General features: G+C 34.1%; 12 protein-coding genes. All 12 read left to right on the top strand.

What is annotated here, in order from left to right:
* The first annotated feature begins 35 nt into the window (after window positions 1–35).
* The 12 genes from ACHRV5_RS13660 to ACHRV5_RS13605 all read left to right on the top strand — a co-directional run bounded on the left by ACHRV5_RS13660 (window position 36) and on the right by ACHRV5_RS13605 (window position 25,701).
* Window positions 36–4,250 carry a MupA/Atu3671 family FMN-dependent luciferase-like monooxygenase gene (locus tag ACHRV5_RS13660; RefSeq protein ID WP_395427119.1) on the top strand — a complete coding sequence of 1,405 codons (4,215 nt, stop codon included), beginning with the start codon at window positions 36–38 and terminating at the stop codon, window positions 4,248–4,250.
* Window positions 4,251–4,313: 63 nt separating this feature from the next.
* Window positions 4,314–7,970, top strand: a complete 3,657-nt coding sequence (locus tag ACHRV5_RS13655) for a beta-ketoacyl synthase N-terminal-like domain-containing protein (RefSeq protein WP_395427118.1) — start codon at window positions 4,314–4,316, stop codon at window positions 7,968–7,970.
* Window positions 7,971–7,998: 28 nt separating this feature from the next.
* Window positions 7,999–10,383: an outer membrane beta-barrel protein gene (locus tag ACHRV5_RS13650; protein ID WP_395427117.1), complete on the top strand. Its 2,385-nt coding sequence runs from the start codon at window positions 7,999–8,001 to the stop codon at window positions 10,381–10,383.
* 54 nt (window positions 10,384–10,437) lie between these two features.
* The gene (locus tag ACHRV5_RS13645; RefSeq protein WP_395427116.1) at window positions 10,438–11,163 is read left to right on the top strand and encodes a thioesterase II family protein; all 726 of its coding nucleotides are present in this window, start codon (window positions 10,438–10,440) and stop codon (window positions 11,161–11,163) included.
* Between the two features lie 26 nt (window positions 11,164–11,189).
* Complete coding sequence (locus ACHRV5_RS13640) at window positions 11,190–12,827, top strand: cyclic peptide export ABC transporter (protein WP_047773439.1); 1,638 nt, start codon at window positions 11,190–11,192, stop codon at window positions 12,825–12,827.
* A gap of 106 nt (window positions 12,828–12,933) precedes the next feature.
* On the top strand, window positions 12,934–17,379 hold the full coding sequence (locus ACHRV5_RS13635; protein WP_395427115.1) for an amino acid adenylation domain-containing protein: 4,446 nt from the start codon (window positions 12,934–12,936) through the stop codon (window positions 17,377–17,379).
* Window positions 17,380–17,414: 35 nt separating this feature from the next.
* Window positions 17,415–19,355, top strand: coding sequence for an alpha/beta fold hydrolase (locus ACHRV5_RS13630; RefSeq protein WP_395427114.1), 1,941 nt, complete (start codon window positions 17,415–17,417; stop codon window positions 19,353–19,355).
* A 73-nt stretch (window positions 19,356–19,428) separates the two neighbouring features.
* On the top strand, window positions 19,429–20,799 hold the full coding sequence (locus ACHRV5_RS13625; protein ID WP_395427113.1) for a hypothetical protein: 1,371 nt from the start codon (window positions 19,429–19,431) through the stop codon (window positions 20,797–20,799).
* Between the two features lie 26 nt (window positions 20,800–20,825).
* The gene (locus ACHRV5_RS13620; protein ID WP_230002485.1) at window positions 20,826–21,476 is read left to right on the top strand and encodes a 4'-phosphopantetheinyl transferase superfamily protein; all 651 of its coding nucleotides are present in this window, start codon (window positions 20,826–20,828) and stop codon (window positions 21,474–21,476) included.
* A gap of 699 nt (window positions 21,477–22,175) precedes the next feature.
* A complete protein-coding gene (locus tag ACHRV5_RS13615) occupies window positions 22,176–23,363 on the top strand; it encodes an FAD-dependent oxidoreductase (RefSeq protein WP_395427112.1) in 1,188 nt (395 codons plus the stop codon).
* A 13-nt stretch (window positions 23,364–23,376) separates the two neighbouring features.
* Window positions 23,377–25,140, top strand: a complete 1,764-nt coding sequence (locus ACHRV5_RS13610) for a flavin monoamine oxidase family protein (RefSeq protein WP_395427111.1) — start codon at window positions 23,377–23,379, stop codon at window positions 25,138–25,140.
* Between the two features lie 372 nt (window positions 25,141–25,512).
* Window positions 25,513–25,701 carry a type II toxin-antitoxin system HicA family toxin gene (locus ACHRV5_RS13605; RefSeq protein WP_395427110.1) on the top strand — a complete coding sequence of 63 codons (189 nt, stop codon included), beginning with the start codon at window positions 25,513–25,515 and terminating at the stop codon, window positions 25,699–25,701.
* The last annotated feature ends 46 nt before the right edge of the window (window positions 25,702–25,747 follow it).

Below are 25,747 nucleotides of genomic sequence, written 5' to 3'. Positions count from 1 at the left end.
CAGCAAAATTAACAACTTAAATTATATAATAAAAAATGGAAAAAAGTAAAATGGAAGATGTATATCCGATGACAGATATACAAAAAGGAATGGTATTATTATCAATAATGAATGATAAACAAACGATATATCATGATCAGTTTGTATTTCACATACCAAAAATCAACCCTGATGTTTTTTCGAAAGCAATTTCGTTAATGGTACAAAAGCACTCTATCTTAAGAACAGCTTTCGATTTAGATAATTACAGTGACGAAGTACAAATAGTTTATAGTGAAATTGCAGAGGATGTTACTTTTGAAGATATAACATCAAAAGACGCTAAAGACCAGGAGATTTTCATTAAGGACTTTATGAAGAATGAGCTTAAAAGACCTTTTGAATTCAAAAAGGCCCCTTTGTGGCGCATTAATGTTTTTAATATTAACGAGAACAATAGTATCTATATATTTCAATTTCATCACGCTATTTTAGATGGATGGAGTTTGGCTTCTTTTAATGCTGAATTATTCACATTATATTTTCAACTGGAAGTAGACATCAACCACAAACCTCAAATGCTAAAAACTACTTTTAAAGATGCAGTAGTTGAAGAAATAGCTGAAAAAACGAATATAAACACAATTAATTACTGGAAAGAGAAATTAAAAGAATATAAAAGGTTAGATATTTTTTCAAAATCTGAGGAAGTTATTTTTGATGTTATTCGAAGAGAATTTGATCAAAAAATGGTTGAAAGAATTAAAGTAAGATCATTAAAAGATGGACTTACTTATATAAATGTTTTATTTGGAGCCTATGTTTATGCATTGAGTATGCTGACAATAGAAGAAGATTTTGTTGTAGGGTTAATATCGAATAACAGACCGGTTAAGGAAGATGGAGAAAAGATTTTGGGATGTTTTTTAAATTCGATACCGGTAAAAATGGATTTTAAAGACTTTAAAGGAGCTACTTGGTTAGAGTACCTTAAAGGGATTGAGGCTCAGATAACCGAATTAAAAACAAAAGGAAGATCCACATTATATGAAATCTCTAAAATAACAGGAGAACGAGTAGGAACCGAAAACCCATTTTTTGATGTTATTTTCAACTATATAGATTTCCATGTATATGGAGAAATGTCCGTTCCGGAATCTAGAATTAATGAGTTTGATCAAAATGGAAGTCTTAAATTAAAATCATATGAAGCCACCAATACATTTTTAGATTTAAATGTAATTGAATCAACAGACAAGTTGTTGATTTTTGAATACAGGTTGATGAAAAAGATTAAGTCCGGAATTACATTAGATAAAATTCATCAGTTTGTTGAACAACTTGTAGATTGTTATTTGAACTCACCTTCAGACAAGATAGATAGCAACAGTATTTTGCCTTTGGAAGAAAAGGAAAAACTAATAAATGACTTTAATAAAACAGATAAGAAAATTGATTTCTCTTTATCGGTTATTGATTTATTTGTAGAGCAGCTTAATAAAAATGCTGAAAAAGAAGCCTTAATTATCAATGACAAAGTGTATTCATACAAAGAGTTAGATGTTATTTCTAATCAATTTGCTAATTATTTAAATGAAGGCAATAAAATAAATAAGGATGATTTAGTTGGAATTAAATTACATAGAAGCGAATGGTTAGTTATAACTATTTTGGCGGTTTGGAAATCAGGAGGAGCATATGTACCAATTGACCCTACTTATCCGGAAAACCGTATCGCCTATATGGAGGAAAATAGTAACTGCAAAATCATTATTGATTCTAAAATACTTGAGCAATTTAGTATTGAAAAAGAGAAATATGCTACTAAATACGAGATACAGTCTATAGATGAAAATAGTCTGGCCTATATGATTTACACTTCTGGTTCAACAGGTGAACCTAAAGGGGTAATGATTGAACATACAGCCCTTACAAATTTTATATTAGGCATGAATGACGCTCTGAAAATAAAGGAATCAGATCATTTACTTGCGGTAACATCAATATCATTTGATATCTCAATATTAGAATTGTTCTGGACTTTGTGTAATGGTATAAAGACTACAATTAAGCAGGATAATTTAGATTTTTATGATTTTGATAATCTTCTTCAGAATGATAAAAAAATGGACTTTAGTTTGTTCTATTTTGCAAGTCAAGATGCTGATGGAGATGATAAATATAAACTCCTTATGGATTCTGCTCGATTTGGAGATGAAAATGATTTTAGTGCGATTTGGATTCCGGAAAGACATTTTCATGAGTTTGGAGGGATATTCCCAAATCCGTCCCTATTAGGTGCTTCTATAGCAACGATCACAAAAAATATTAAAATACATTCCGGAAGTGTGGTTTTACCTCTTCATGATACCATCAGAGTTGCTGAAGAATGGTCGGTTGTTGATAATTTATCGAAAGGTAGAGTCGCATTATCAATAGCTTCAGGTTGGCATGCAGATGATTTTGTGTTTAAACCGGAAAATTATACAAACCGTCATTCAATTATGTTTGACCAAATAGAAGAGCTTAAAGAATTATGGAAAGGGAGTTCTGTTAAAAGAATTAATGGAGTAGGAAATGAAGTTGAATTAAATATTTATCCTAAACCAATTCAAAAAGAAATTCCAATCTGGATTACTTCTTCAGGAAGTGTAGAAACTTTTAAAAATGCTGGTAAAATTGGAGCTAATCTGTTAACACATCTCTTGGGGCAAGACATCAAAGTTTTGGAAAAAAACATAAAAGCCTATAAAGAAGAATTGTTGAATAATGGACATGATGTAGAAAAAGCCAAAATTACAGTAATGCTTCATGCCTATGTGGGCAATGACATGGATAGTATAAAGGAAATAGTGAAAGAACCATTTAAAAACTATTTAAGATCAAGCGTAGGATTGCTAAAAAATCTTTTAAACGGATTAGTAGTTGAAGAAACTACTATTGAAGAAAAAGAATTAGAAGACTTATTAGAAATGGTTTTTGAAAGATATTGGAATACTTCTGCTCTTTTTGGTACAAAAGAAAATTGTAGAAAAATACTTAATAGCCTTCATAATATAGGCGTTACAGAAATAGGTTGTTTAATCGATTTTGGAATAGAAAATGAAAAGGTAATGGAAGGATTGACTCATTTAACGGAGTTGAAAAATGAATTTAATTCAAAAGGAAATACTTCTAAAGATCAAGGTATAACATCCATGCAAATAACGCCTTCGTATTTAAGCGCTTTAATAGAGGATAAAGAATCTCACAAATTTTTGAAATCGATTAAGAATTTGATTGTTGGAGGAGAGTTTTTCTCAGAGAAATTAAAGAAGAAAGCACTTGAACTGACTGATGCAACTATTTATAATATGTATGGTCCTACAGAGACAACTATTTGGTCAACTTTCTGTAAAGTAGAATCTGAAAAAGAGAACAGCATAGGTAAACCAATAGCTAACACGCGTATTTATATATTGAATAAGGAAAGAAAGTTATGTCCTATCAATGTTAAAGGAGAATTATATATTGGAGGTAAAGGGCTTTCAAGAGGGTATTATAATCAAGAAACAACTACTAAGGAAAGATTTATAGATTCTCCTTTTGATAAAGGTGAAAAAATATATAATACCGGCGACTTAGCAAGATGGTTACCAGACGGAACGATTGAGTTTTTTGGCAGAGAAGATGGACAAGTTAAGATAAGAGGTCATCGTATAGAATTAGGAGAAATCGAATATCAACTTGCGAAGAAATCAGATATTGATGAAGTTGCCGTAATTGACAGAGAATTAAATGACGGTAATAAAGAACTGATTGCTTATGTAACCTCAAAAAGCGAACAGAATAGTTCAGAATTGCGAAATTTTTTAATGAAAAGTTTACCTGCAATTATGGTCCCAGCTTATTTCGTGCAAATAGATAAGATGCCACTAACATCTAATGGTAAAATAAATAAGAAATCTCTTTTGAATATTGACCAGTCTGAATTGACATCGAAGATAGATTACTTAGCACCAAGAGACAATACTGAGAAAGAATTAGTTGAAATCTGGGAAGAAATTCTGAACAGAACTCCAATAGGGGTGAAAGATAATTTCTTTGAAATTGGGGGTAGTTCTCTAAATGTTGTGAGACTTAGACGTCTTTTGAAGAAAAAAATGAATGTTTCGATAAGTATTATTGATTTGTTTAAATATAATACAATTGAAGACCTTTCTTATGCTATAAATCAAGAGTTGAATGAATCAGAAGAGGTTGAAGAAAATGTAGATGTCTTAAAGTTTTAATCTAAAAATAAAGACATAAGTTTTATATAGAATCATACAAAACACCTAAAAAGTTTACATATAATGAACAAATCAATAGCTGTTATAGGAATTTCATTTGAATTGCCGGGAATTAAAAACTGGTCTGAATTATCCCAATCATTAAAAAATAAAGAAACAAGTATTGGAGCTTTGTCTTCGGAAAGACTACAAGATATTCACAATCAATTTGGTCCTGTAGAGATGGGGATTGGAAGTTTCTTGAAACGAATAGACCTGTTCGACAACGAGTATTTCAATGTAACAGAAAGAGAGGCAACAAAAATGTTTCCAGAGCATAGATTTTTCATGTCGTATGCCCTCAGAGCATTTTATGATGCCGGATATACAGAAAATGATATTAAACAATCAAATACTGGAATCTTTTTCTCTACGGCAAGTTCACAGTATACAAACTTTTTAGGTGGGCAGTATGATTTTTTTGATGCGCTTCCGGGCATTGAGGCAACGCGCCTGGCAAATTTCTTGGATCTAAGGGGACCAGTTGTATCTGTAAATACAACCTGCTCTTCTTCTTTGGTTTCAATACACAATGCATGCTCAGCTTTAAAACAGGAAGAATGCAACATGGCCATAGTTGGAGGTGTAAAATTAGGTGCTATATCAAAAGAAAGAGCTGAAAATTTTGTCGTCATATCAAATAAAGGCGAATGTAGGCCATTTGATAAGGATGCTGACGGGATGCTAAATGGCGAAGGAATTATTTTTATGGTTTTAAAGCGATTGGAAGATGCTGAAAAAGATAAAGATACAATTTATGCCACGATAGAAGGTAGTGCCATTAACCATGGCGGAGCAAGAATATCGAGTCTTACGGCTCCTAGTGTAGAGGCACAAAAAGATGTTATTATAAAAGCATGGGAAAATGCAAAGATAAATCCTAAGGATATAAAATTTATTGAAGCTCATGGTACGGGAACCATATTGGGTGACCCAATAGAATTTAGCGGAATTAATGAAGCATTTACTGAAAAAGAAATAGTAAAATCTAATTGTAAAATAAGCTCAATTAAAGCTCAAATAGGACATTTAGATACGATGTCAGGTATGGCAGGTTTGTTAAGATTAATTGTTGCATTGAATAGCAAGATTATCCCTGCACAAGCAAATTTTACAACACCAAATGAACATATAGATGAAGAGGATAGTGTAATTAAAGTACAAAGAGAATCCGAATATTGGGAATCTAACAACGGAAAAAGAATAGGAGGAGTTAGCAGCTATGGACTAACAGGTACCAATATACATATGGTATTGTCTCATCAAGAAAAGAATCCACTCCCAGTTTCTAATTCCCAAATTAATTTCATACAACTAAGCGAAAATACAAAACCGAGATTAGAGGATCTAAAAAGGTATATAGTAGAGCATCTTGAAAATAATAAAGAGGTTAATTTATCAAGTTTTAGTACTAAAATAAACGGAATATATAAGAATGCTAAATATAAAACGGCATTAACCTTTTCTAATACTGCAGAGCTTATTGCTAAACTTAATAGTCCGGAAGAAAGTGCTCTAACATCAAAAAGTACTTATATGTTACTGGATTTAGAACTCATTTCTTATGATATTGAAACAGTAAACGAAATTCTTGAGGAAAATATACTTATAAAATCATCTTGGGATAAGTATGTTGGGAAGCAGCATTTACCTGAAACTTTGCAGGAGAGTAAAACGATTAGCGTTTTATTTCAATACGTATTATACAAGTATTTATTAGCTGTTCTAGATAATAATGTCCGCGTGATAAGTAAAAAGGGCGATGGAATTATCCAAAAAATGTTAAACAATGAATTATCTCCCCAAGCTATAATTGAAAATCCAAATCTAATAAAGGAGAATGAGAATGATTTCAATTATGCAGGATTCAATGAATATATTTCTAAGAATCATGGAGAAGAAAAAGTGATAATTATTAATTTCTGTAAAGAGGATCATTTTTTAAAATTTGAAAATAATAAAGAGGTAGCATATATAAAGGGAAGATTAAATAAAAAAGATCGATTTGTCTTGTATGAGAGTGTGTTAAGAGCAGATAAAAACCCATTAAAAACTAAAAACCCATCTGTATTTTTACACGATTTTCATTTACCAATTTATAAAATGAAAAGATTTTGGCCTAAAAATACAATGCCAGTAATTAGTGCTGAAAAAGATGCAGTTGAGAAAAAAGAATTAGTAGAGAAACAGAAAAAAACGAATCAATACAGTCTTTTAGAACTACAAAGTAAAATAAAGGCAATATGGAAAACCATTTTGGAAATAGAAGATGAAATAAATGAAAATGATGATTTCTTCAATTTAGGAGGTGACTCTTTGACCGGACTGGATATGTTAGCAGAACTCGAAAAAGAATTCAGGAAAGCTTATATTAATTATGAAGAAATATTTAGTTTTTCAACTGTAAAAAAGATTGCAGAAGTACTATTTGAAAGAATGAATGAACTAGTGGTTCTTGAAAAAAGTGATGAAAAGAAGTTTATAAAACCTCAAAAAATAAGACAGGAAGAATATGACTCTTTGATCAATGAGATACAAAAGAGCGAAGTGCCTAAAAAAATTGACTGTAAAAATGTTTTAATTACCGGAGCTACAGGACAGGTGGGGTCATATTTAGCCAAAGAGCTATTAGAAACTACTGATTTTAACATAATATGTTTAGTCAGAGGGGCAGATATTAAACAAGCGAATGACAGATTTTGGAAGGTATTCGAAAAGAATTTCAATATAAATAACCATGGAAGAATCAAGGTCGTAGTTGGTGACCTAAGTCAAAAAGATTTGATGCTTAATGCAGAAGGAATCTCTTTATTAAAAGAATTAGATGCAGTATACCACGTAGCAGGAACCCCTTCTTTTGTTGGAAAGCCAAATCTCGAAGAACATATAAATTACTTAGGTACAAAAAACATCTTTGATTGGTCGGTTTCAAATAGTGTAAAATACTTTAATTATGTTTCTACAATTGGAATAGTTGGAAAATCAATGCCTGAAGAAATAAAAGCATTTTATGAAACAGATCTAAACTTAGGGCAAGATACGACTCATTTTATTCATATGGGCTCTAAACTAATGGCTGAAGGATACATCAGAAATAATGAAAGTTCAATTAAGACAAACGTCTTTCGTCTTTCGAATGTAGGAGGAGACTATGTCAATGGTGTTTTACAGGGAGATATGAATAAAAACCTCATGTATTTAAAATTACTGACACTTTCTAAAATTGCAAGTTACTCTGATGAATTTTTGAAAGCAGAAGCCAACATAAAATTGATTCCTGTAGACGTTTTGGCTCGTGTTATTTGCCAACTTTCCCTCGTTGAAAATCAAATTCTGGATACTTTTCATTTAAATTATGAGAATGAATTCACTATAGAAAATGTAATTAACGCTTTCGAAACAAACAAAGTATATTTTACAAAATTAGATGACGAAACGTTTAGAGATTATATCGAAGAAACTAAAAAAGATTCCAAAGATTTTACTATCGGACATAATAAATACGGAGCATACGACAAAAACGAAAATGACTTTGTTGTTTTTTCGGCAGCAACGAGGGAATACCTTAACAAACTGCAGTTAACAATACAATACGACAGAGAAAAGTATCTCGGGAATATCATAAAAGAGGGTATGAAAAATCAATTCTTCACTTTCGAAGAGAATTTAATTATAGAATAATACAACTGCATAAACATTGTAAATAAAAATGAAACAAAAAGATTTATTAAAAATATTGATAATTAAACTATTATTAATTTCAACGCTAGTAAGTGCTCAGACAATTAATACCATAACGGGAAAGGTCGTAAATTCTAAAAATGAATTGTTAATGGGAAATGCCGTCGCATTAGCTGTTAAAGATTCAAGCTTTATCAAAGGAGTTAGTTTTTTTGACGAGCCTTTTGTATTGTCAGATTTAAATCATGATGAAGTTTTAATAAAGCTTACTTCACTAAAATTTAAGGATACCATCTTTCATGTAAAATACGGTGCGAATTCAAAAATTGATTTGGGTAAAATCATGATTCGCAGTGCGACTGTTGATCTGGATGAAGTAAGAGTGGTTTCAAAAGCTCCTTTATTTAGGAATAAATCAAATGGGACAGTAGAAGTAAATGTCGCCAATACTATTTTGGCAACAAGTACCTCAGTAAACGAAATTCTTTCGAGATCGCCTAATGTTATTGTCGCTGAAAATGGAGTATCTGTTTTTGGAAAAGGGGAAGCCATTATTTATCTGAATGGGGTACAAATAACCGGTGAACGATTGGCTGCTATTTCTGCCGCTCAAATAAAGAAAATAGAAATTATATCTAATCCTTCTTCAAAATACGATGCCGAAGGTAAAGCAGTTATCAATGTCATTACGGTAGCCAATTTTGAGGAGGGATACAAAGGTTCAGTCAATCAGTATTATACCGTATCGGATTTTTCTTCTCCAAGTTCAAACACGAATCTGAATCTGAATTACAAAAAAAATAAATTATCCTTAGTGGGAGCTTATGGTTTGTTGCTTGGAGAAACCAGAGAAGTTTTACATACAAGCAGAGAAAGACCGAAAGAAATAGACAATTTTAAATCAAAATTAGAGACAGATTGGGAAAGAGAATATAAGAATTTCTCGAACTATACGCTTGGTGGACAATATGATTTTAATGAAAAACAATATGTCTCGGTTGAGTACAGTGGATATTCAAACAATTTGGGCGGAACTACCAAAAGTCAAAACGGTATCACTTCTAATACAACAGACGGTAATTTTAAAAGTAAAATTGATAATGACGTTATGACCGTTAACAATTCTATTTCTGCCAATTACAATGCAAAAATAGACAGTTTGGGAACTTCGTTTTTTGCCGGGATGCAATACTCTCTTTTTGATTCTGAAACAGACGATTTTATTAATGAAAATAACATCCTGAACGGTCAGCAATCCTATAGAAGCTTAAACAATAAAATAAACCATAAAATTAATGTCTTTAGTACTCAAGTTGACTATACAAAAGCATTTAACACTAAAAGTAAATTGGACTTCGGAGCAAAATTCAGTAACGTAGGAAACAAATCTGTTTCGGATTTTTATGTTTCTGAAAACGGTGATCCCTTTGCTCCTGACGATGAACTATCAAATGATTTTAAATACGAAGAGATAATTACAGCTGCTTACGTAAATTTTAGCGGAGAAATTAATGAAAAAACAAATTACGGTGCCGGATTAAGAAGTGAGTACACTAAATATGATTTGAATACCATTATCCAAAAAGAGGAAGATTATGTGTACCTGTTTCCAAGTGCCTATTTGAACATGAAAGTGTCCGATAAAGTACAATTAAGAGCCTCTTACTCTTCCAGAATAACAAGACCAAGATATCAGGCATTAAATCCCTCGATTATTTATCAGGACGCTTTTACAACCATTGAAGGGAATCCATATTTAAAACCCGAGAGAACGCATTCGTTTGAAATGTCGGCTTCAGTAAGTAAATATAATTTTAAAGCAGGGTACAACTATACCGTAAATCCAATTTCAGCAGTAGCATTAGAAGGACGTAACCCTAATTCATATGTGTTACAAACGGTAAACCTATCTACACTTAATTCCTATTTTGCATCCGTTTCTATTCCCTACAGTAATGATTGGTGGACCTCTATGAATACGGTCAATGTAAGCTATGACAAGCTAGCATCCGATAATGTCGTTTTTAGTTTAAAAGAGAGTAAACCGCTCTACTATTTTTATTCCAGTAATCAATTTGATATTAAAAAAGTACTTAAAATACAGTTATTAGGCTGGTATTTAGGAGATAAAAACGATGGTCTCTATTACCGAAAAAATCGTTCCGTTATTACTTTGGGTGTAGAAAAAAATTTCCTCAATCAAGCTTTAAAAGTAAAACTGATGGCCAACGATATTTTTCATAAAGATAAATCGGCTGGAAATTACGAGGTGGGTAAAACTGTTGTAGAATTTGACAGAACGTTTAATACAGACTATTACAGACTTATACTAACCTACAATTTTGGGAAGTTGAAAAAGGTTAATTACGATAACACTTCGTCAGGAGAAGCGGAGAGTGACAGAGCCAGATAATTTTAATTTTTAGAAACAAGGAAGCTGTTTCCTTAAACTATATAAAATAACGATATGCAATTATTTTTACTCCATTTTGCCGGAGGAAATTGTTACTCCTATGATTTTTTGAAAAAAAAATTAAAGGACAAAGAGATCAGCGTTTACGCTTTAGAACTCCCTGGCAGGGGTAAAAGATATAATGAGGATCTGTTATTAAATAAAAAAGAAGCGATACAGGATTACGTAAAGCAAATAAAAAAATTAAGAAATAACGAACCGTATATCATTTACGGACACAGTATGGGAGCCACATTGGGATTCTCAGTCGTAAAAGAAATGGAACAGGAAAATGATGCTCCATTACAATTTGTGGCCACTGGTAATGCCGGACCGGGATTAAAAGTATTTGATGAAGAGGGAGTCGAAATAAAAAGAGACCGCTACAGCTTGCCGGATGACGAATTTAAATCGGTGCTTAGAGAATTGGGCGGCATTCCTGAGGAAGTGCTGGAAAACAAAGAGTTGTTTGATTTCTTTGGTCCTATTATCAGAGCAGACTTTCAAGTGTTGGAAAAAGGTGGATTTATAGAGCAAAACATTAAAATAGATTGCCCGATACATGCCATAATGGGGGATAGTGAAAAAAAGGCTCATCTCATCGACAATTGGAAAAATTACACCAATACCGACTTTAAAAGTCAAGTATTACCAGGAAACCATTTTTTTATACACGAGTATCCCGATGAAATAGCAAGCATACTATTAAAATGTGTCAATAGTGAGCAGTTAAAAATGTAATAATTAAGATTAAAACAACTTTAAAAATGTTAAAATTAAAACCTAAAGAAATAGTTTATCTTCTACTGTATGCCATTCCAAATACCGTTTTAAGCTTTGGTATAGTCTATATTATTAATAACATATTGGCTGGAAATGAGCGTTTCCTTAAAAATTATATGGGAATCGTTTTTGTCTCTATAATAGTCTACAGTTATTTATTGAATGTTATTTTTCAAAAAAAACTCAATAAATTTTCCTTTAAACTGCTTTATGACAACGAAAAACATATTTTTTCGCAGATACTAAAAGCACCATTGCAAAGGCTTGAAAAACTGGGTTCCCAGCGTTTTTTTACGGCAGTAGAAGATTTGCGTACTTTTTCGTTTCTGCCTTATACGGTAACCCACACGGTAAATTCGTTATTAATGCTGGTGTTGTGTTTGGTGTACATGTTTACGCTCTCCACACTTTCTGCCTTAATTGTGATCGCCCTTATTGTGCTGGTTGCCGGATGCTATTTTATGGTCATGAAATCCATGTCAAAACAAGTAGCACAATTAAGAGGGTATAATGAGAATTATTACAAATTTGTAGACGATGTAATGAAAGGATTTAAAGAATTAAAACTAAGTTTTTTCAGAAGAGAAAGTCTGATGAATAATTTTCTGATTCCAAACAGAAACCAATCTATGGACTTGGATTTTAAAATTAATTATATCTTTTTGTCCATCAATCTGATAAGCCAATACGGATTGTATTTTGTTGTAGCCGTAATTCTGTTTATCCTTCCGGAAATGGGACTGCTGTCAAGAGCAGACGTGATTTCTTATGTGGTTATTATATTATTTATATCCGGGCCAATCAATAACATCATCAACTTGCAACAAATGTATACCCGATTTATGGTAGCCAACGCAAGAATAAAAAAGTTTATTAATGATTTTGAAATTGTAGATGATACCTACAATTCCAATTCCAAGGAAAAACAGGATTTTCAATCGTTAAGTTTTAAAGACATTACATTTTCTTATCATAATGAAAATGAAGAATCGGCATCCTTTACTTCGGGTCCAATCAATTTTGACATCCAGCAAGGTGAAACCATATTTATAGTAGGAGGTAACGGATCCGGTAAAAGTACTTTTATCAATTTGCTTACTGGTTTATATAAGCCAACCGGAGGATCTATGTTAATGAATGGAGAAGAGAAAGCAGACGTTACCGAAATAACACAAAGTTTAATTTCGGCCGTGTTTACAGACAATCACCTGTTCTCTCACAACTATGATGATTACCAGCTTGAAAACAATGAGGAATATGCCGCATTGCTAAAAACGATGCAACTAAACGGAGTTGTTGAAAACGACAAAGAAGAATCCGCCAGAAGAAGATTCTCCAAAGGACAAAGCAAACGTATGTCGCTAATCTTTGCTTTGCTGGAGAAAAAACCGGTATTGGTACTTGACGAATGGGCTGCGGATCAGGATCCTCATTTTAGAAAATATTTCTACGAACAATTAATACCTAAACTTAAAGAAGAAGGAAAAACAATAATAGCGGTGACACACGATGATGCTTATTTTCATCTTGCGGACCGAATTGTAAAATTTGATTACGGAAAAATTGTCAGAGATTTAAAAACAACTACAAAAGAAGAACTAACCGAAAATCTTTGGGTGTAACCCTTTTTTGTTTAAATGCCCGGGCCGATGAGGCATTTTTAGAGTCTTCAAAGCAAAGAAGATGACAGGGGATTTGATTCTTATAATTGTTTTAAAACTAAAAAAAATGAAACTCACACTTCCACAACAAGATGTTTACTTTGAACAACTAATGTATCCTGAAGATCCTATTTACAACATAGGAGCAAAAATAATAATTAAGGGAGAAATAGTTTTCGAAGTATTAAATAAGGCTTATATAGCGCTCATCAATCAGCATGATACCTATAGAAGTATTCTGAATTTATTGGATACGGAGTTAAGAATAGAGACTATTGAGGACTATGTTATGGCACTGGAGTTTGTTGATTTCTCCTCTAAAGTAAATGCTGATGCTGAGGCCAACGAATTCATGCAAAACACCTTTGAAATTCCATTTCAATTAAATGAAAAAAAAGTACTGCATAAATTTATTCTGGTAAAAGTAAATGATACGCTTCACTATTTATTCTCAGTGTACCACCATATTATAACAGATGGATGGGGAACCTCCTTAATGTTTCAAAGATTGGTGAAAAACTATAATGAACTTTCAAGATTCGGAAAAGTAGTGACAGAATATCCTTTTACGTATAAGGATTTCATAAATGACGATAGTGCGTATGCTATATCCGAAGATTATGAAGGAGATAAGTTGTATTGGAAAGAAAAATTTGAAAAACTTCCCGAAAGACTATTTGAAAAAATCGACCAAAACAACAAACCAAATCGAAGCAAAAGACAGGAAATAATAATCAAACGGGCTGTTTACAACCAACTGGAACAAGTTGGTAAAGATTTGGGAGCTACAACATTTCATGTAATTTTAGGCGTACTGTACCTTTATTTTGGCAGAAAACACCAGAATAAAGATTTCGCAATAGGGCTTCCGGTTTTAAACAGAGGAAAATCGATATTCAAAAAAACAGTGGGATTATTCATGGGTGTATCGCCATTGCGAATTCAATTTGATTTTGAAGATAATTTCGGAGATCTGGTAAAAAACATCAAGCAACAACTGCGACAAGACTATCGTCATCAGCGATTCCCATTAGGAAAACTGATAAAAGAACTGGAGTTATTTCAGGAAAAAGACCGACTTTTTAATATCACTTTATCTTACGAAAAACAAAATTATGCAGATCATTTTGCCAATTCGGAGACCACAGTAGTACCCTTGTCACACCAGTCAGAACGTGTTGCTTTGGCCATTTACATTCGGGAATTTGATGAATCGGAAGATGTTAAAATTGATTTTGATTATAATGTCAATTATTTTAGTGCATCCGATAGTTTGAAAATGGTAACACATTTTGAAACCTTGCTTTCTGCTGTAATTGCCAATCCGGTTGAATCACTTTCAAAATTTCAATACCTGACCGCATCAGAAAGACAAGAAGTAGTAGAAGATTTTAATAAAACAGAATTTAGTTATCCGTGCGAGGCTACTTTTTTGACTCTTTTTAGTGAGCAGGCAAGCAAAAATGCAAACAAAATTGCACTGGTAGACGAGCAAAGAACGTATACGTATAAGGAGCTGGATGCGCTATCCAATCAAATAGCAGTTTATTTGCAGCGAATAAATAAAGAACAAAATACTGCCCCAATTGCAGTTTTAATGGATCGTTCGGCCAATCTTGTGGCGACCTTATTAGGGATATTAAAGTCGGGCAGTGCTTATATTCCATTAGACCCCTCTTTTCCAAAAGAACGTTTAGAATACATTATTGAACACAGTGGTGTACAACAAATTATAGCAACCCAAAATCTAAAACACAATCTGGACCTAAAGAACAGTATTATAGATATTGAAGTTATTATAAAAGAAGAAATTAAGTTAGAAGAAACGGAACAAAAAGAAATAGCAGCTGTGTCTACGGCCTATATCATCTATACTTCGGGATCTACCGGCAAGCCTAAGGGAGTAGCCATAAGCCACAAAGCATTACTGAATTTTCTAATTAGTATACAACACAAACCTAAAGTAGAAGAACAGGATTATTTATTTTCAGTAACCACACAATCGTTTGATATCTCTATACTTGAATTTTTTGTACCGTTAATTTCAGGAGCTAAACTATACATCGCTAGTCCGGAACTTTTAGCAGATCCATTGGCTATTGTTGTAAAGTTGGCAGAACTAAAACCGACGATAATTCAGGCGACTCCAAGTTTTTATCAAATGCTTTACAATGCAGGTTGGGAAGGAGATAAAACGCTCAAAATTTTATGCGGAGGCGATCTGTTAAGCGAAACACTGGCCGAAAAACTAATTACAACCACTGCTGAAGTATGGAACATGTACGGCCCGACAGAAACCACAATTTGGTCCAGCTGTAAAAAAGTAACTCAGGCAAATGAAGCCTCAAATATTGGGAAACCCATTCACAACACCGAATTGTATATACTCGACGATTGTATGCAATTGTTGCCTGTTGGTAGTGTGGGAACGATTTATATTGGTGGTGACGGATTAGCACAGGGGTATTTTAAAAATGAAGAGTTGACCAATGAAAAATTCATTCAAAATGCCTTTAAGGAAAACGAAAGAATGTACAATACGGGAGACTTAGGAAAATGGAATGAAAAAGGGGAAATTGAATTCCTGGGACGCAACGATAATCAGGTCAAAATAAGAGGATATCGCATAGAACTTGGAGACATAGAAACGAAGTTAAATCAAATAGAAAATATTAAAGAAGCCGTAGTAATTGCCAGGCAAAATGCGGGACAGGAAGCCGTATTAATTGCCTATGTAATTGCGCAAACCGGAACTTTTAATACGGTTGAAATCATCAACACATTGAGAGAAGAATTACCGGAATATATGATTCCACATGCGCTATTTTCTTTAGACGAATTTCCGTTAACACCCAATAAAAAAGTCGATAGAAAAGCGCTGTCACAGGTAACAATTGCCATAGAAAAAGCAGCCCTTTCTTATGAAAAACCAACAACAGAAATAGAAATTAAGCTCTGTTCGTATTACCGTGAGGTATTGGGAACAGCTGCAGAAATTGGTATTACCGATAATTTTTTCCAGCTTGGCGGTCACTCCCTGAATGCGGTGAAATTAATAAACAGTATAAACGAAAAACTGCAGTACAGAATAACTTTAAAAGACATTTTTGACTATCCTACCGTACAAAAATTAGCAAAGTATCTCGAGCAAAAAGAAACCGTACAAGCGACCTCGATTCTACCGGTAGCAGAACGTTTGCATTATGCAATTACGGCTTCTCAATACAACATATGGCTGGCATCACAATTAAAAGAAAAATCGATATCCTATAATATGTCGGCCGTATTCAAAGCACAAGGTCAAATAAAAAAAACGGTTTTAGAGCAAGTGTTTTTGGAATTGCTAAAAAAACATGAAATCATAAGAACAAATTTTATTGAGATAGAAGGAATTCCCAATCAAAAAATTGCTACTGCGGAACAAACACAGGTAGTAATTGATGAGTTTTTCTATGAAGAAAAAGAGCAAACAAAGTCCATACAGGAGTACGTAAACAAAGCCTTTGATTTAGAAAAGGAAACACTGTTGAGAGTGGCATTGTTTCATCAGAAAAACGGGGATTCTTATTTGGTATTTTGCACCCATCATATCATTATGGACGGCTGGTCTTTAGAAATTTTAGTAAAGGAGTTTGTTAGTCAATACAAGCAAATAGAACAGCAGAATAACATAGAGGTTCACAAATTAAAGTTTCAATTTAAGGATTATGTTGTATGGCATCAGGAGCAACAAAGAAGTGCTAATGAGTCCAATTTAAAATTCTGGAAAACATACCTCGAAGGACATACCTGGAAAAACAGTATTCCTTTTGATGCCGATGACTATGAAGAGAAACATACAGGAACAGATCATGATTTTGTATTTGACTCTCTTACATTTTCGGAATTAAACGAATTCACACAACAGCAAAATATATCGCTTCACACCCTTTTGGTCGGTACATTTAGTTTGCTCCTGCATAAAATGTACGGAGAAGAAGATTTTTGCATCGGAACGGTTAATTCCGGAAGAACCCATTCCGAACTGCACAATCAACTTGGAATGTTTGCGAAAACGTTGCCCTTGAGGAATCGTATAAATTCAGAAAACAGTCTTAGTGAACTACTAAAAGAAACGCACCAAAATCTGTTACAGATTGATGAACATCAGGATCTACCCGAAGTCCTACAGAATAAATTGCGATTAGACGTACTGTTGGTATTGCAAAACCCTTCGTTCAGCTACACAAACATTGTGATCAATGAAAAGTTGCAGCTGGAAATAGCGCCTATGAGTACTTCCTACAGCAGACTTCCTATGTTGATCAACTTTGTCGTAAACGAGGGAAATGTAGCAGGAACAATAAGTTACAATACCACAAAGTACGAAGCAGCTACAATTGAGCTAATACTACTAAAATACGAAAAACTACTTCGCGAAATTGTAGAAAACGCCAATCAATCTTTAAAAACAATAGACATTGAATTAGCTATTGAAAAAGAAAGAACAATAGACATAGGTTTCAATTTTTAACTGAAATAAATAGAAAAAAACATAAGATAAACATCATGAGATTAAGAAAAACAATTAGTACTATTTCTTTTTTATTTGCAATTCTGATCGGGAATTTGCAGGCGCAAAATGTGACTTTTGAGAATAGGACCGCTTTTATGCCTCAATTCAAAAAATCAGATCCCAAAAAAATCAGCTGGGGCTACCTTACTGTTCCGGAAACCTGGGGAGCAAATGATGGTAAAACCATAAAAATTGCGGTAACTGTACTAAAAAAGAATGCAACAGCAAAAGATTCGAACGCAGTAGTTTTTATACAAGGAGGCCCGGGCGCTAGTGGTATTGATAATATATGGTTATGGTTGAATCATCCTCTAAGGGAAAATAATGATATTGTATTATTTGATGTTCGCGGGACTGGCTATTCACAACCAAGGTTGGATCAGGGACTAGGAAAGAAATTTTTAGAAATTCTGGCAAAAAACCAGTCAGAAGAAGAAGATGAAAAGCAAAAAACGAATGCTGCAATGTCCTGCAAGCAAGAGCTTATCAATAGAGGAATCAACCTCGACGCTTACAACAGCCAAGCTGTAGCAAAAGACCTTCATGCCTTAAAAACAGCATTAAAGTACAAAAACTGGAATGTATATGGCGTATCATACGGAACCTATATGGCGCAAGTATACGCAAACAATTTTGCCGGGGATGTAAAATCATTACTGTTAGACTCTCCGGTTTATGACATTTCGACCTATTATGTAGAGAATACTTCAAATTATATGAAGAGTTTACAGAAAGTATTTAAAATCTGTAAAAGTGACAAGACCTACGATAACCAATATCCCAATTTAGAAAAAATATACTATGAAGTAATTGCCGATCTGGAGAAAAACCCGCTGACTGTGACAGTAGATAAAACATTAATCCCTTCCGGCACATTTACGTATAATGCAGAAGATTTTAAAGTAGCAGTTCAGCAAGCCCTATACAATAAAAAGTTAGTAGAAGTTATTCCGCTCTTAATTTATCAGTTTCATGAAAGAAGAGGAGAATCTTTAGGGAACCTGGTAAGTGCTTTCTCAAGTTTACTGTCGATGGATTATGGCGTGTATTATTGTGTGAGTTGTAACGAGACCCTTCCCAACAATGATTTTTTAAAATATCAGCAAAACGCATCGCAGTTTAAGGGATTAAATGGAGGGATTTCATTCTATAAATCTGATTTTAAAGTTTGTGACGCATGGAATAGTAATCGCACAGTAGCTGCAAAAAAAGACAATACGCTTTCTAACCTTGCTACTGCGGCATATCCCGTGTTGGTTTTTTCAGGTGAATTTGATCCGATCACACCATTGGATAACGGAAAGAAAGTCGCACAAAGATTCGGTAAAGCCAATTATATCGAGGCCAGAACCTATGGCCATGTTCCTAGTTTTACAAAAATTGGATACAAGGTTGTAGAAAGTTTTATCGATAATCCGAAACAAAAACTGGATCTCAATAGGTTTAAGGAAGCCGATAATGTAAAGCTAGTTACAGGAATTACAATTAACAAGGGAGTCGCTAAAACCGGTAAAAGTATCGGAGAACAAGACCCTATTTTTCTATTCCCTTTAGCAACAGCTTTAGTAGTAATGTTAGCGTTTATTTTTGCCTACTTTATCAAGTTAATCAAAAAGAGATATACCACAGTTCAGGATAAGATAGTAAGGATTGGGATAACGATTACTTCTATTACCGGATTAGTACTTTTCGGATGTTTGCTTATGGCCATCACGAAAGTTTCAGAACAAAACTATTTCATTCTGGCATTTGGTCTGCCGCAAACCTTCAACTATATATTTCTGTTGGTATTGGTCTTTTTGGGATGTTTGATTTTGACGTTGGTGTATTACATCTTAACCATTAAAAAAACTGATGCCAGAAGTGTCATTTTCTCCGTGATTTTTTCAAACATACTATTAGCAACCTACTTGCTTTATTGGGGAATACTATAAAATACAAGAGTAGGTTTTTGGACCTGTCTTATTTCAATTAGAAGCATATATATTAAAATAAAAACACTTTTTTATGATAAAAAATACGACTGAAGAATATACAATCCTTTCCGAAAAATTTTTAGAATTTGAAGGCACGAAAGATATTCCCGCAAGAATAAATACCAACCATGAGTCTGTTCCTGATGTATTTAAAAGTTACAAATATCCCGTAAGCGGATGGCCGGTGCTCATCAATAAACAAATGACACAAGAGTTAACAGCACTATCTGTAAAAATCCCAAGCCTGTTAAAACAAATTCCATCGTTGTATTTTAATGATGATATAAAAAAACTGGCAGAATTTTATTTCACAGGAGACGAAATGATGGCAGAATTTGCCATGTTATGTCATAAAAAAGATCTTGAAATAGGCTGTAGATTAGATTTGACTTTTACAGAAGACGGGTTTAAAGTTTTAGAAGCCAATATTGGATCTTCAATTGGAGGATGGCAAATACAAAGTTTTGAATCGCTGATAAGAAATAACCATCCCGAATTAGTAAATAAAGACAAAGTTCTGGATTACAAGGGAAGGAACACCTTACAGATCTATATGAAATTCCTTATCGAACAAATCATTAAACAGTTGGGTAAACAGAGTACCATTAACCTGTTTATGGAAATGGGGGATATCGAAGATGAAGCTGAAAAAGAAGAAAGCCTGGCCTTTTTTGACAAGCTGTTTAAGGAAGAATTAGCCAATTTTGGACTAAATGGCGGTGCATATGGCGGAGATATGAATGAATTGACACTAACCAATGGAAATCTATTTTTAGGCGATAAAGTGATACACAGTTTGATCATTTTAACAATGGATATGAATGTTACGCCAGCCATATTCAGAGCTTTTATGATGGACAGGATTTACCTTCCCGACCATCTTGGACTTAGGATGCTTGGTGATAAAAGAAATTTGTTTATTTTGTTGGAATTGGCTCAGGCAGGAAAGTTTTCACCCGAAGAAAATGAACTAATACTAAAAAATATCCCGTGGACTTCGTTTATCGAAAATAAAAAAGTCATTTTCAAAGACAGAGAACATAATCTTCCTGATTTATTGAAAACCGACAAAGATAAATTTGTAATAAAAGTAGCAAGAGGATTTCAGGGGAAGGACGTTTTTATTGGCAAATTTTCAACGGAAAAAGAATGGGAAGAAGCATTAGAATTAGCACTGCAAAATAATGCGTTTATTGCCCAGGAATTTAGCGATTCATTAGACTTTTTGGCTCCCAACGCAGAGAACGAATGGACGTTGCACAAACTTATTTGGGGTTCATTTGGTTTTGGAGATTGTTATGGAGGTGTGTGGGTAAGAATGTCAGAAGTAAAAACAGATGTAGGGGTTATAAACTCTGCGACAGGTGCCGTTGAAGCAATTGTATTTGAGATTGCCAATTAATGATATAGATTAAATACGGATACAAAATGACGCACATTTTATACGCTTACATTTCTGAAGAGAATCATAATTATCTTATAACGAATTATCTAAATGAATTTTCGGCCGATTTTCAAAAAAAGATATTGGCTTACAGACGTTGGCAAGACAGTCAGTTGTCCCTGTTAGGAAGATTGCTTTTGCGCCATGGCCTTCAGAAAATGAGTAAAAGTTATGCCGAAGCAGAGCTGAGTTATACGCTTTACAGTAAACCATTTCTAAATGACGATACCACTAAATTTAATATATCACACTCAGGAGAAATTGTTGTTTGTGTGCTCTCGGATAGGAGCGATGTGGGAATAGACATTGAAATAATCCACGACATAGAGCTCGAAGGATTTAAATCGCAAATGACAAAAAGAGAATGGGACAATCTCTCGCTTAACGAGGATACCGAAAGTGCCTTTTTTGAGTATTGGACACAAAAAGAAGCCGTTATCAAAGCAAATGGAAAAGGGCTTTCTATTCCTTTAAAATCGTTTGAGGTAACGAATCATTATGCCAAGATAGAGGAGGAATATTTTTTTGTGAAAGAAATTTTTCTGGACAAAAAATACAAATGCCATTTAGCCTTTAAAGATAAAATAGACGCGATCATTGTCGGCCCCAGTAGGATGCGGATTCATGATTTATAGTTATTAAAAACCACTCCAACGAGTGGTTTTTTTGTTTTTAGGATTTTGATGCAGTCTAAAAGTTAGTTAGAATAATAAGTGTCGGATCGATTTTTTTCGCCACGAATTACACTAATTTTCACGAATTGATTATTGAGATTCTTAGCGTGAAATTTTTGCCACTGATTAAAGGATTAAAATGATTCTACAATTCACAAAAAATTAGTGAAAATTAGTGCAATTCGTGGCCAACTTTTTCTTGTATAGCTGTTACTACAAACCAACTCCTGCAAGATCTTTTTGAGATCTGGTAGGTGTTTTTACGCCCCCAGAATCAAATAAAATAAAGCCCTGGAATAACAAAAACAACTGCAAAAGGCCTAATTTAATTATCAGGTTGAGGTTCAAAAACTCCATTTATAATAATAGAAAATCAGGTATTTACACGCTAAATTCAGCTTCATAAAAGTTCTATTTTTGATTTAGCATGTCTCGTTTAAACAATGCTATTCTTACAAAACAATACCCTTTAAAAAGCAGCTAATCTCAATTTTTCTAACGACAGCGACCAATTTGGTCAACTGGAACTAGTTTGACGTTTTTTTTAAACAAAGGATTTTCGAAGACTAAAGAAAGTTACCGAAAAAAAAGCAGGCAACGAAAAGCAGCAATACCCGATCAATACCACAAACAACCATAAACAAATAAAACAAGCAACAAATGATTAGAGAAAACTACGACGTAATCGTCATTGGAGGAGGAGCAATAGGCTTAGCCACTGCGAATCATCTTGGTAAACGAAATGCAAAGACTCTAGTATTAGAACAATTCACCTTTGTGAATCAACTGGGGAGCTCTGCGGGAGTGTCACGCCAATTCCGAATCCCATATCCGGATGAATATATGGTACAAATGGCTTTAGATTCGCAGCCGTACTGGGATGAACTCGAAAAAGAAACCGGCAAACAGCTGCTTGACAAAGTAGGGACACTCTGGTTTGGCGATCCCACCGTACAATCTACAGAAGGCAATATTGCTGAAGCAGAAGAAGCACTAAAAGCATTAGGCGTTCCTTACACTTCGCTGACTTCAAAAGAGATAGAAGATAAATACCATTTCAAAAACTTACCGGTAAAATATAGCGGACTGTTTCAGGAAGATGGTGCCAGTATCAATTTTAAAGCAACGATAGAAGCGTATTTAGAACTGTGTGAGAAACAAGAAACGGTACACTTAGAAGAAAATTCACCCGTACTTAAAATCAATCAATTGGGAGATCTCTTTGAGATTATTACACCAAAAGGCGCTTATATCACTAAAAAACTAGTGCTAATTCCGGGACCCTATATTAACAGTGTGATCAACTTGCTGAATTTTCACATAGACGCTACGTATTGGAATATGTCTTCGGCTTATTTTAAAAAAACCGATCCGGACATTCAATACCCAACCTGGTTTGTATTTCAAAACCCGGAAGGCGAAAGCGGAAACCAGTTCTACGGTTTCCCTGAAGTCGATTGGGATCATCCCGGCTATATTCGTGTGGCACCGGATTTCGTAATGAAACCGATACAAGAACCGAACGACAGATCACTAATTCCAAATTCACAAGAACTGGGATATACCTCTGATTGGGTAAAACAATACATGACCGGATTAAATGCAGAACCGGAATATACTTCAACCTGTCTTATTGCCTTGAGTAATATCCCAAACAAGGAGCTGCTGATTGACTTTGCACCAAGTTATGTACCCAATCACGAAAACATCGTATTGTACGCGACCGGATGGGCTGCAAAATTCACCCCTTTCTTAGGCAAAATTATGTCAGATCTTGCATTAGACGGATATACTGATTTTGATATCACACCTTTCCAATTAGGACACAAATTCTTTAGAGCACTTTAAAAAAGATACGATCATGAATAAAAACACACCATTAAATAAAGGAATGCACCCTGATTTAAAAACTGAAGTAGCTATTATTGGTGCCGGAACTTCCGGGTTATACACCGCATATCGTTTGGTAACCGACAAAAAGTATACCGCCAGTGAAGTTCAAATTTTTGATATGAACAACAAACTGGGCGGCAGATTGGAATCGGTTATTATGCCCGGAATGAATTTCTGGGGCGAATTGGGAGGTATGCGTTACCTGACTTCTCAGGAAATTGTGACCACATTAATTGAAGGCTACCCGCTTACCGAACCGGATCCTGCCAAACGTACTCCCGTTCTGAACGATAGAATGACGCCCGTTGCCTTTCCGATGGGAGATCCCGCAAAATTGTATATGTATCTTCGTAAAGAGCGTTTTAAACAAGATGCCTGGGACGTCGCTCAGGAAGCAGGTGATAAATTGATAACCCGATTTTATCTAAACGACGATGATTTGGGTTTCAGTTCTGATCAGTTGTTCAATAAAATTATTTACGATGTTTTAATAGCAGATCCTTGGGTTGCTGAAAATTACGGTGATAAAATCATTAAAGGAGATACAATTTATGATTATTCTTTCGAATTAACCAGCAGAGATTGGGATGACATAAAACCTAAATTGGTCTACAATTTCCCGAATACGCCCTATTACAGACGTAAAGTAAATGATCTGGGTTTTTGGAACTTGATTAAAGATCAGGTTTCAGAGGAAGGATATACCTTTTTGGCGAATGCCGGAGGATATTATTCCAATACCATCAATTGGAATGGAGCGGAAGCTTTCCCGTACATGGTAGGCGATTTCTCTGCGGGAACCATTTACAAAACCATTGAAGAAGGCTATGACAGTATCGCCTATGCCTTGGCCAATTCTTATACCGATCATGAAGAGGCCACGATTTGGGCTGAAAATAAGCTGCTTACTTTTACCAAAGAACATTCTTCAAGTCAAACTCATAAATACGAATTGACTTTTCTAAATTTGGAGAGCGATACCGAATGGAAAGTATATGCCAACACATTAGTCCTTGCTATGCCGAGAAAATCTTTGGAACTTCTGGATCAGAACAATTTCTTTTTTGATGTAAATGAAAATTCAGTGCTCAATGAGAATATCCGTTCTGTAATTATGGCACCCGCTTTTAAAATATTAATGGGTTTTGACTATCCGTGGTGGAAAGAATTAGGAATTGATTCCGGACATTCGATCACTGATTTACCGATGAGACAATGTTATTATTTTGGAACAGATGCTCAAAATGATAACTCGATGTTGTTAGGAAGTTATGGAGATATGGTCACTCAGACCTTCTGGAAAGCGCTTTCCGATGACAGAATACTTTTTGAAGTTAGAGCCAACAAATCAGCATCATTAAAAGAGCTGCATGAACTGGATGATGTTCAAGCTACGAAAATGATGGTTGACGAATTGATAAACCAACTTCGCGAACTCCACGGACCTGACGTAACCATACCGGATCCCTATGTAACGTATTTTAAAGACTGGACAGACGAGCCATTTGGTGCAGGATACCATGCCTGGAAAGCCGGTTTCTCAGTAAAAAATGTAATGGAATACATGAGAAAACCGGATGCAAACGAGCAAATCCATATTTGCGGAGAAGCCTATTCAGATCAACAAGGCTGGGTAGAAGGCGCTTTCTGTGAAGCCGAAAAAATGTTACAGGAATATTTCGGACTTGATCGTCCAATCTGGTTGAGCCCTACTTATTATTTAGGCTGGTAGTTGCCGGATAAAAAAGAACGGTAATAAAGGAATAAATTTTCTAAGAATGAAAGGCCACTCAATCGAGTGGTTTTTTGCTTTTTATTAGGCTCATGATTACAAAAGTTATTTTTAATGATTCATTTATAAAATGAGCAGTTGGTAAATGTCCTTAGGTTATATATTGTGGAGCGCTATTATTTCGAATGATAGAAGTGAATAATTTTTGAAAGTTATAGTTGGTTTAGATAATTAATTAAGGTTACATTGATAGTGATTGTTAAAATAAAAAACGATATAACATTTTTGTTATATAACAAAAATGTTATATATTTATCATGTAATTGCAATAACGTTTTTTTGATATGTTTTGTAATTTAATTTGGTTTTAAAATGGCAACAGTAAATGAAATATTGAAATTGCTAAAAAAAGAGGGTTGGTATCTTTATAGAAGTGGTGGAAATCATGATTTATATAGACACAAAACCAAACCAAACCAAATTCCAATTCCGCGACACGGCAGCAAAGAATTGGCAAATGGTACTTTAAATAGTATTATGAAAGCTGCAGGACTTAAGTAATCTTGTTGCTTTTGTATTTTACTGTTAGAAAGATTACATAAGAACA

It is taken from the genome of Flavobacterium sp. FlaQc-52, assembly GCF_044007495.1.
GTDB classification, from domain to species: Bacteria; Bacteroidota; Bacteroidia; order Flavobacteriales; family Flavobacteriaceae; genus Flavobacterium; species Flavobacterium cupriresistens.
The sequence above is the reverse complement of the archived record's forward strand: the minus strand, read 5'-3'. Positions and strand labels throughout refer to the sequence as shown.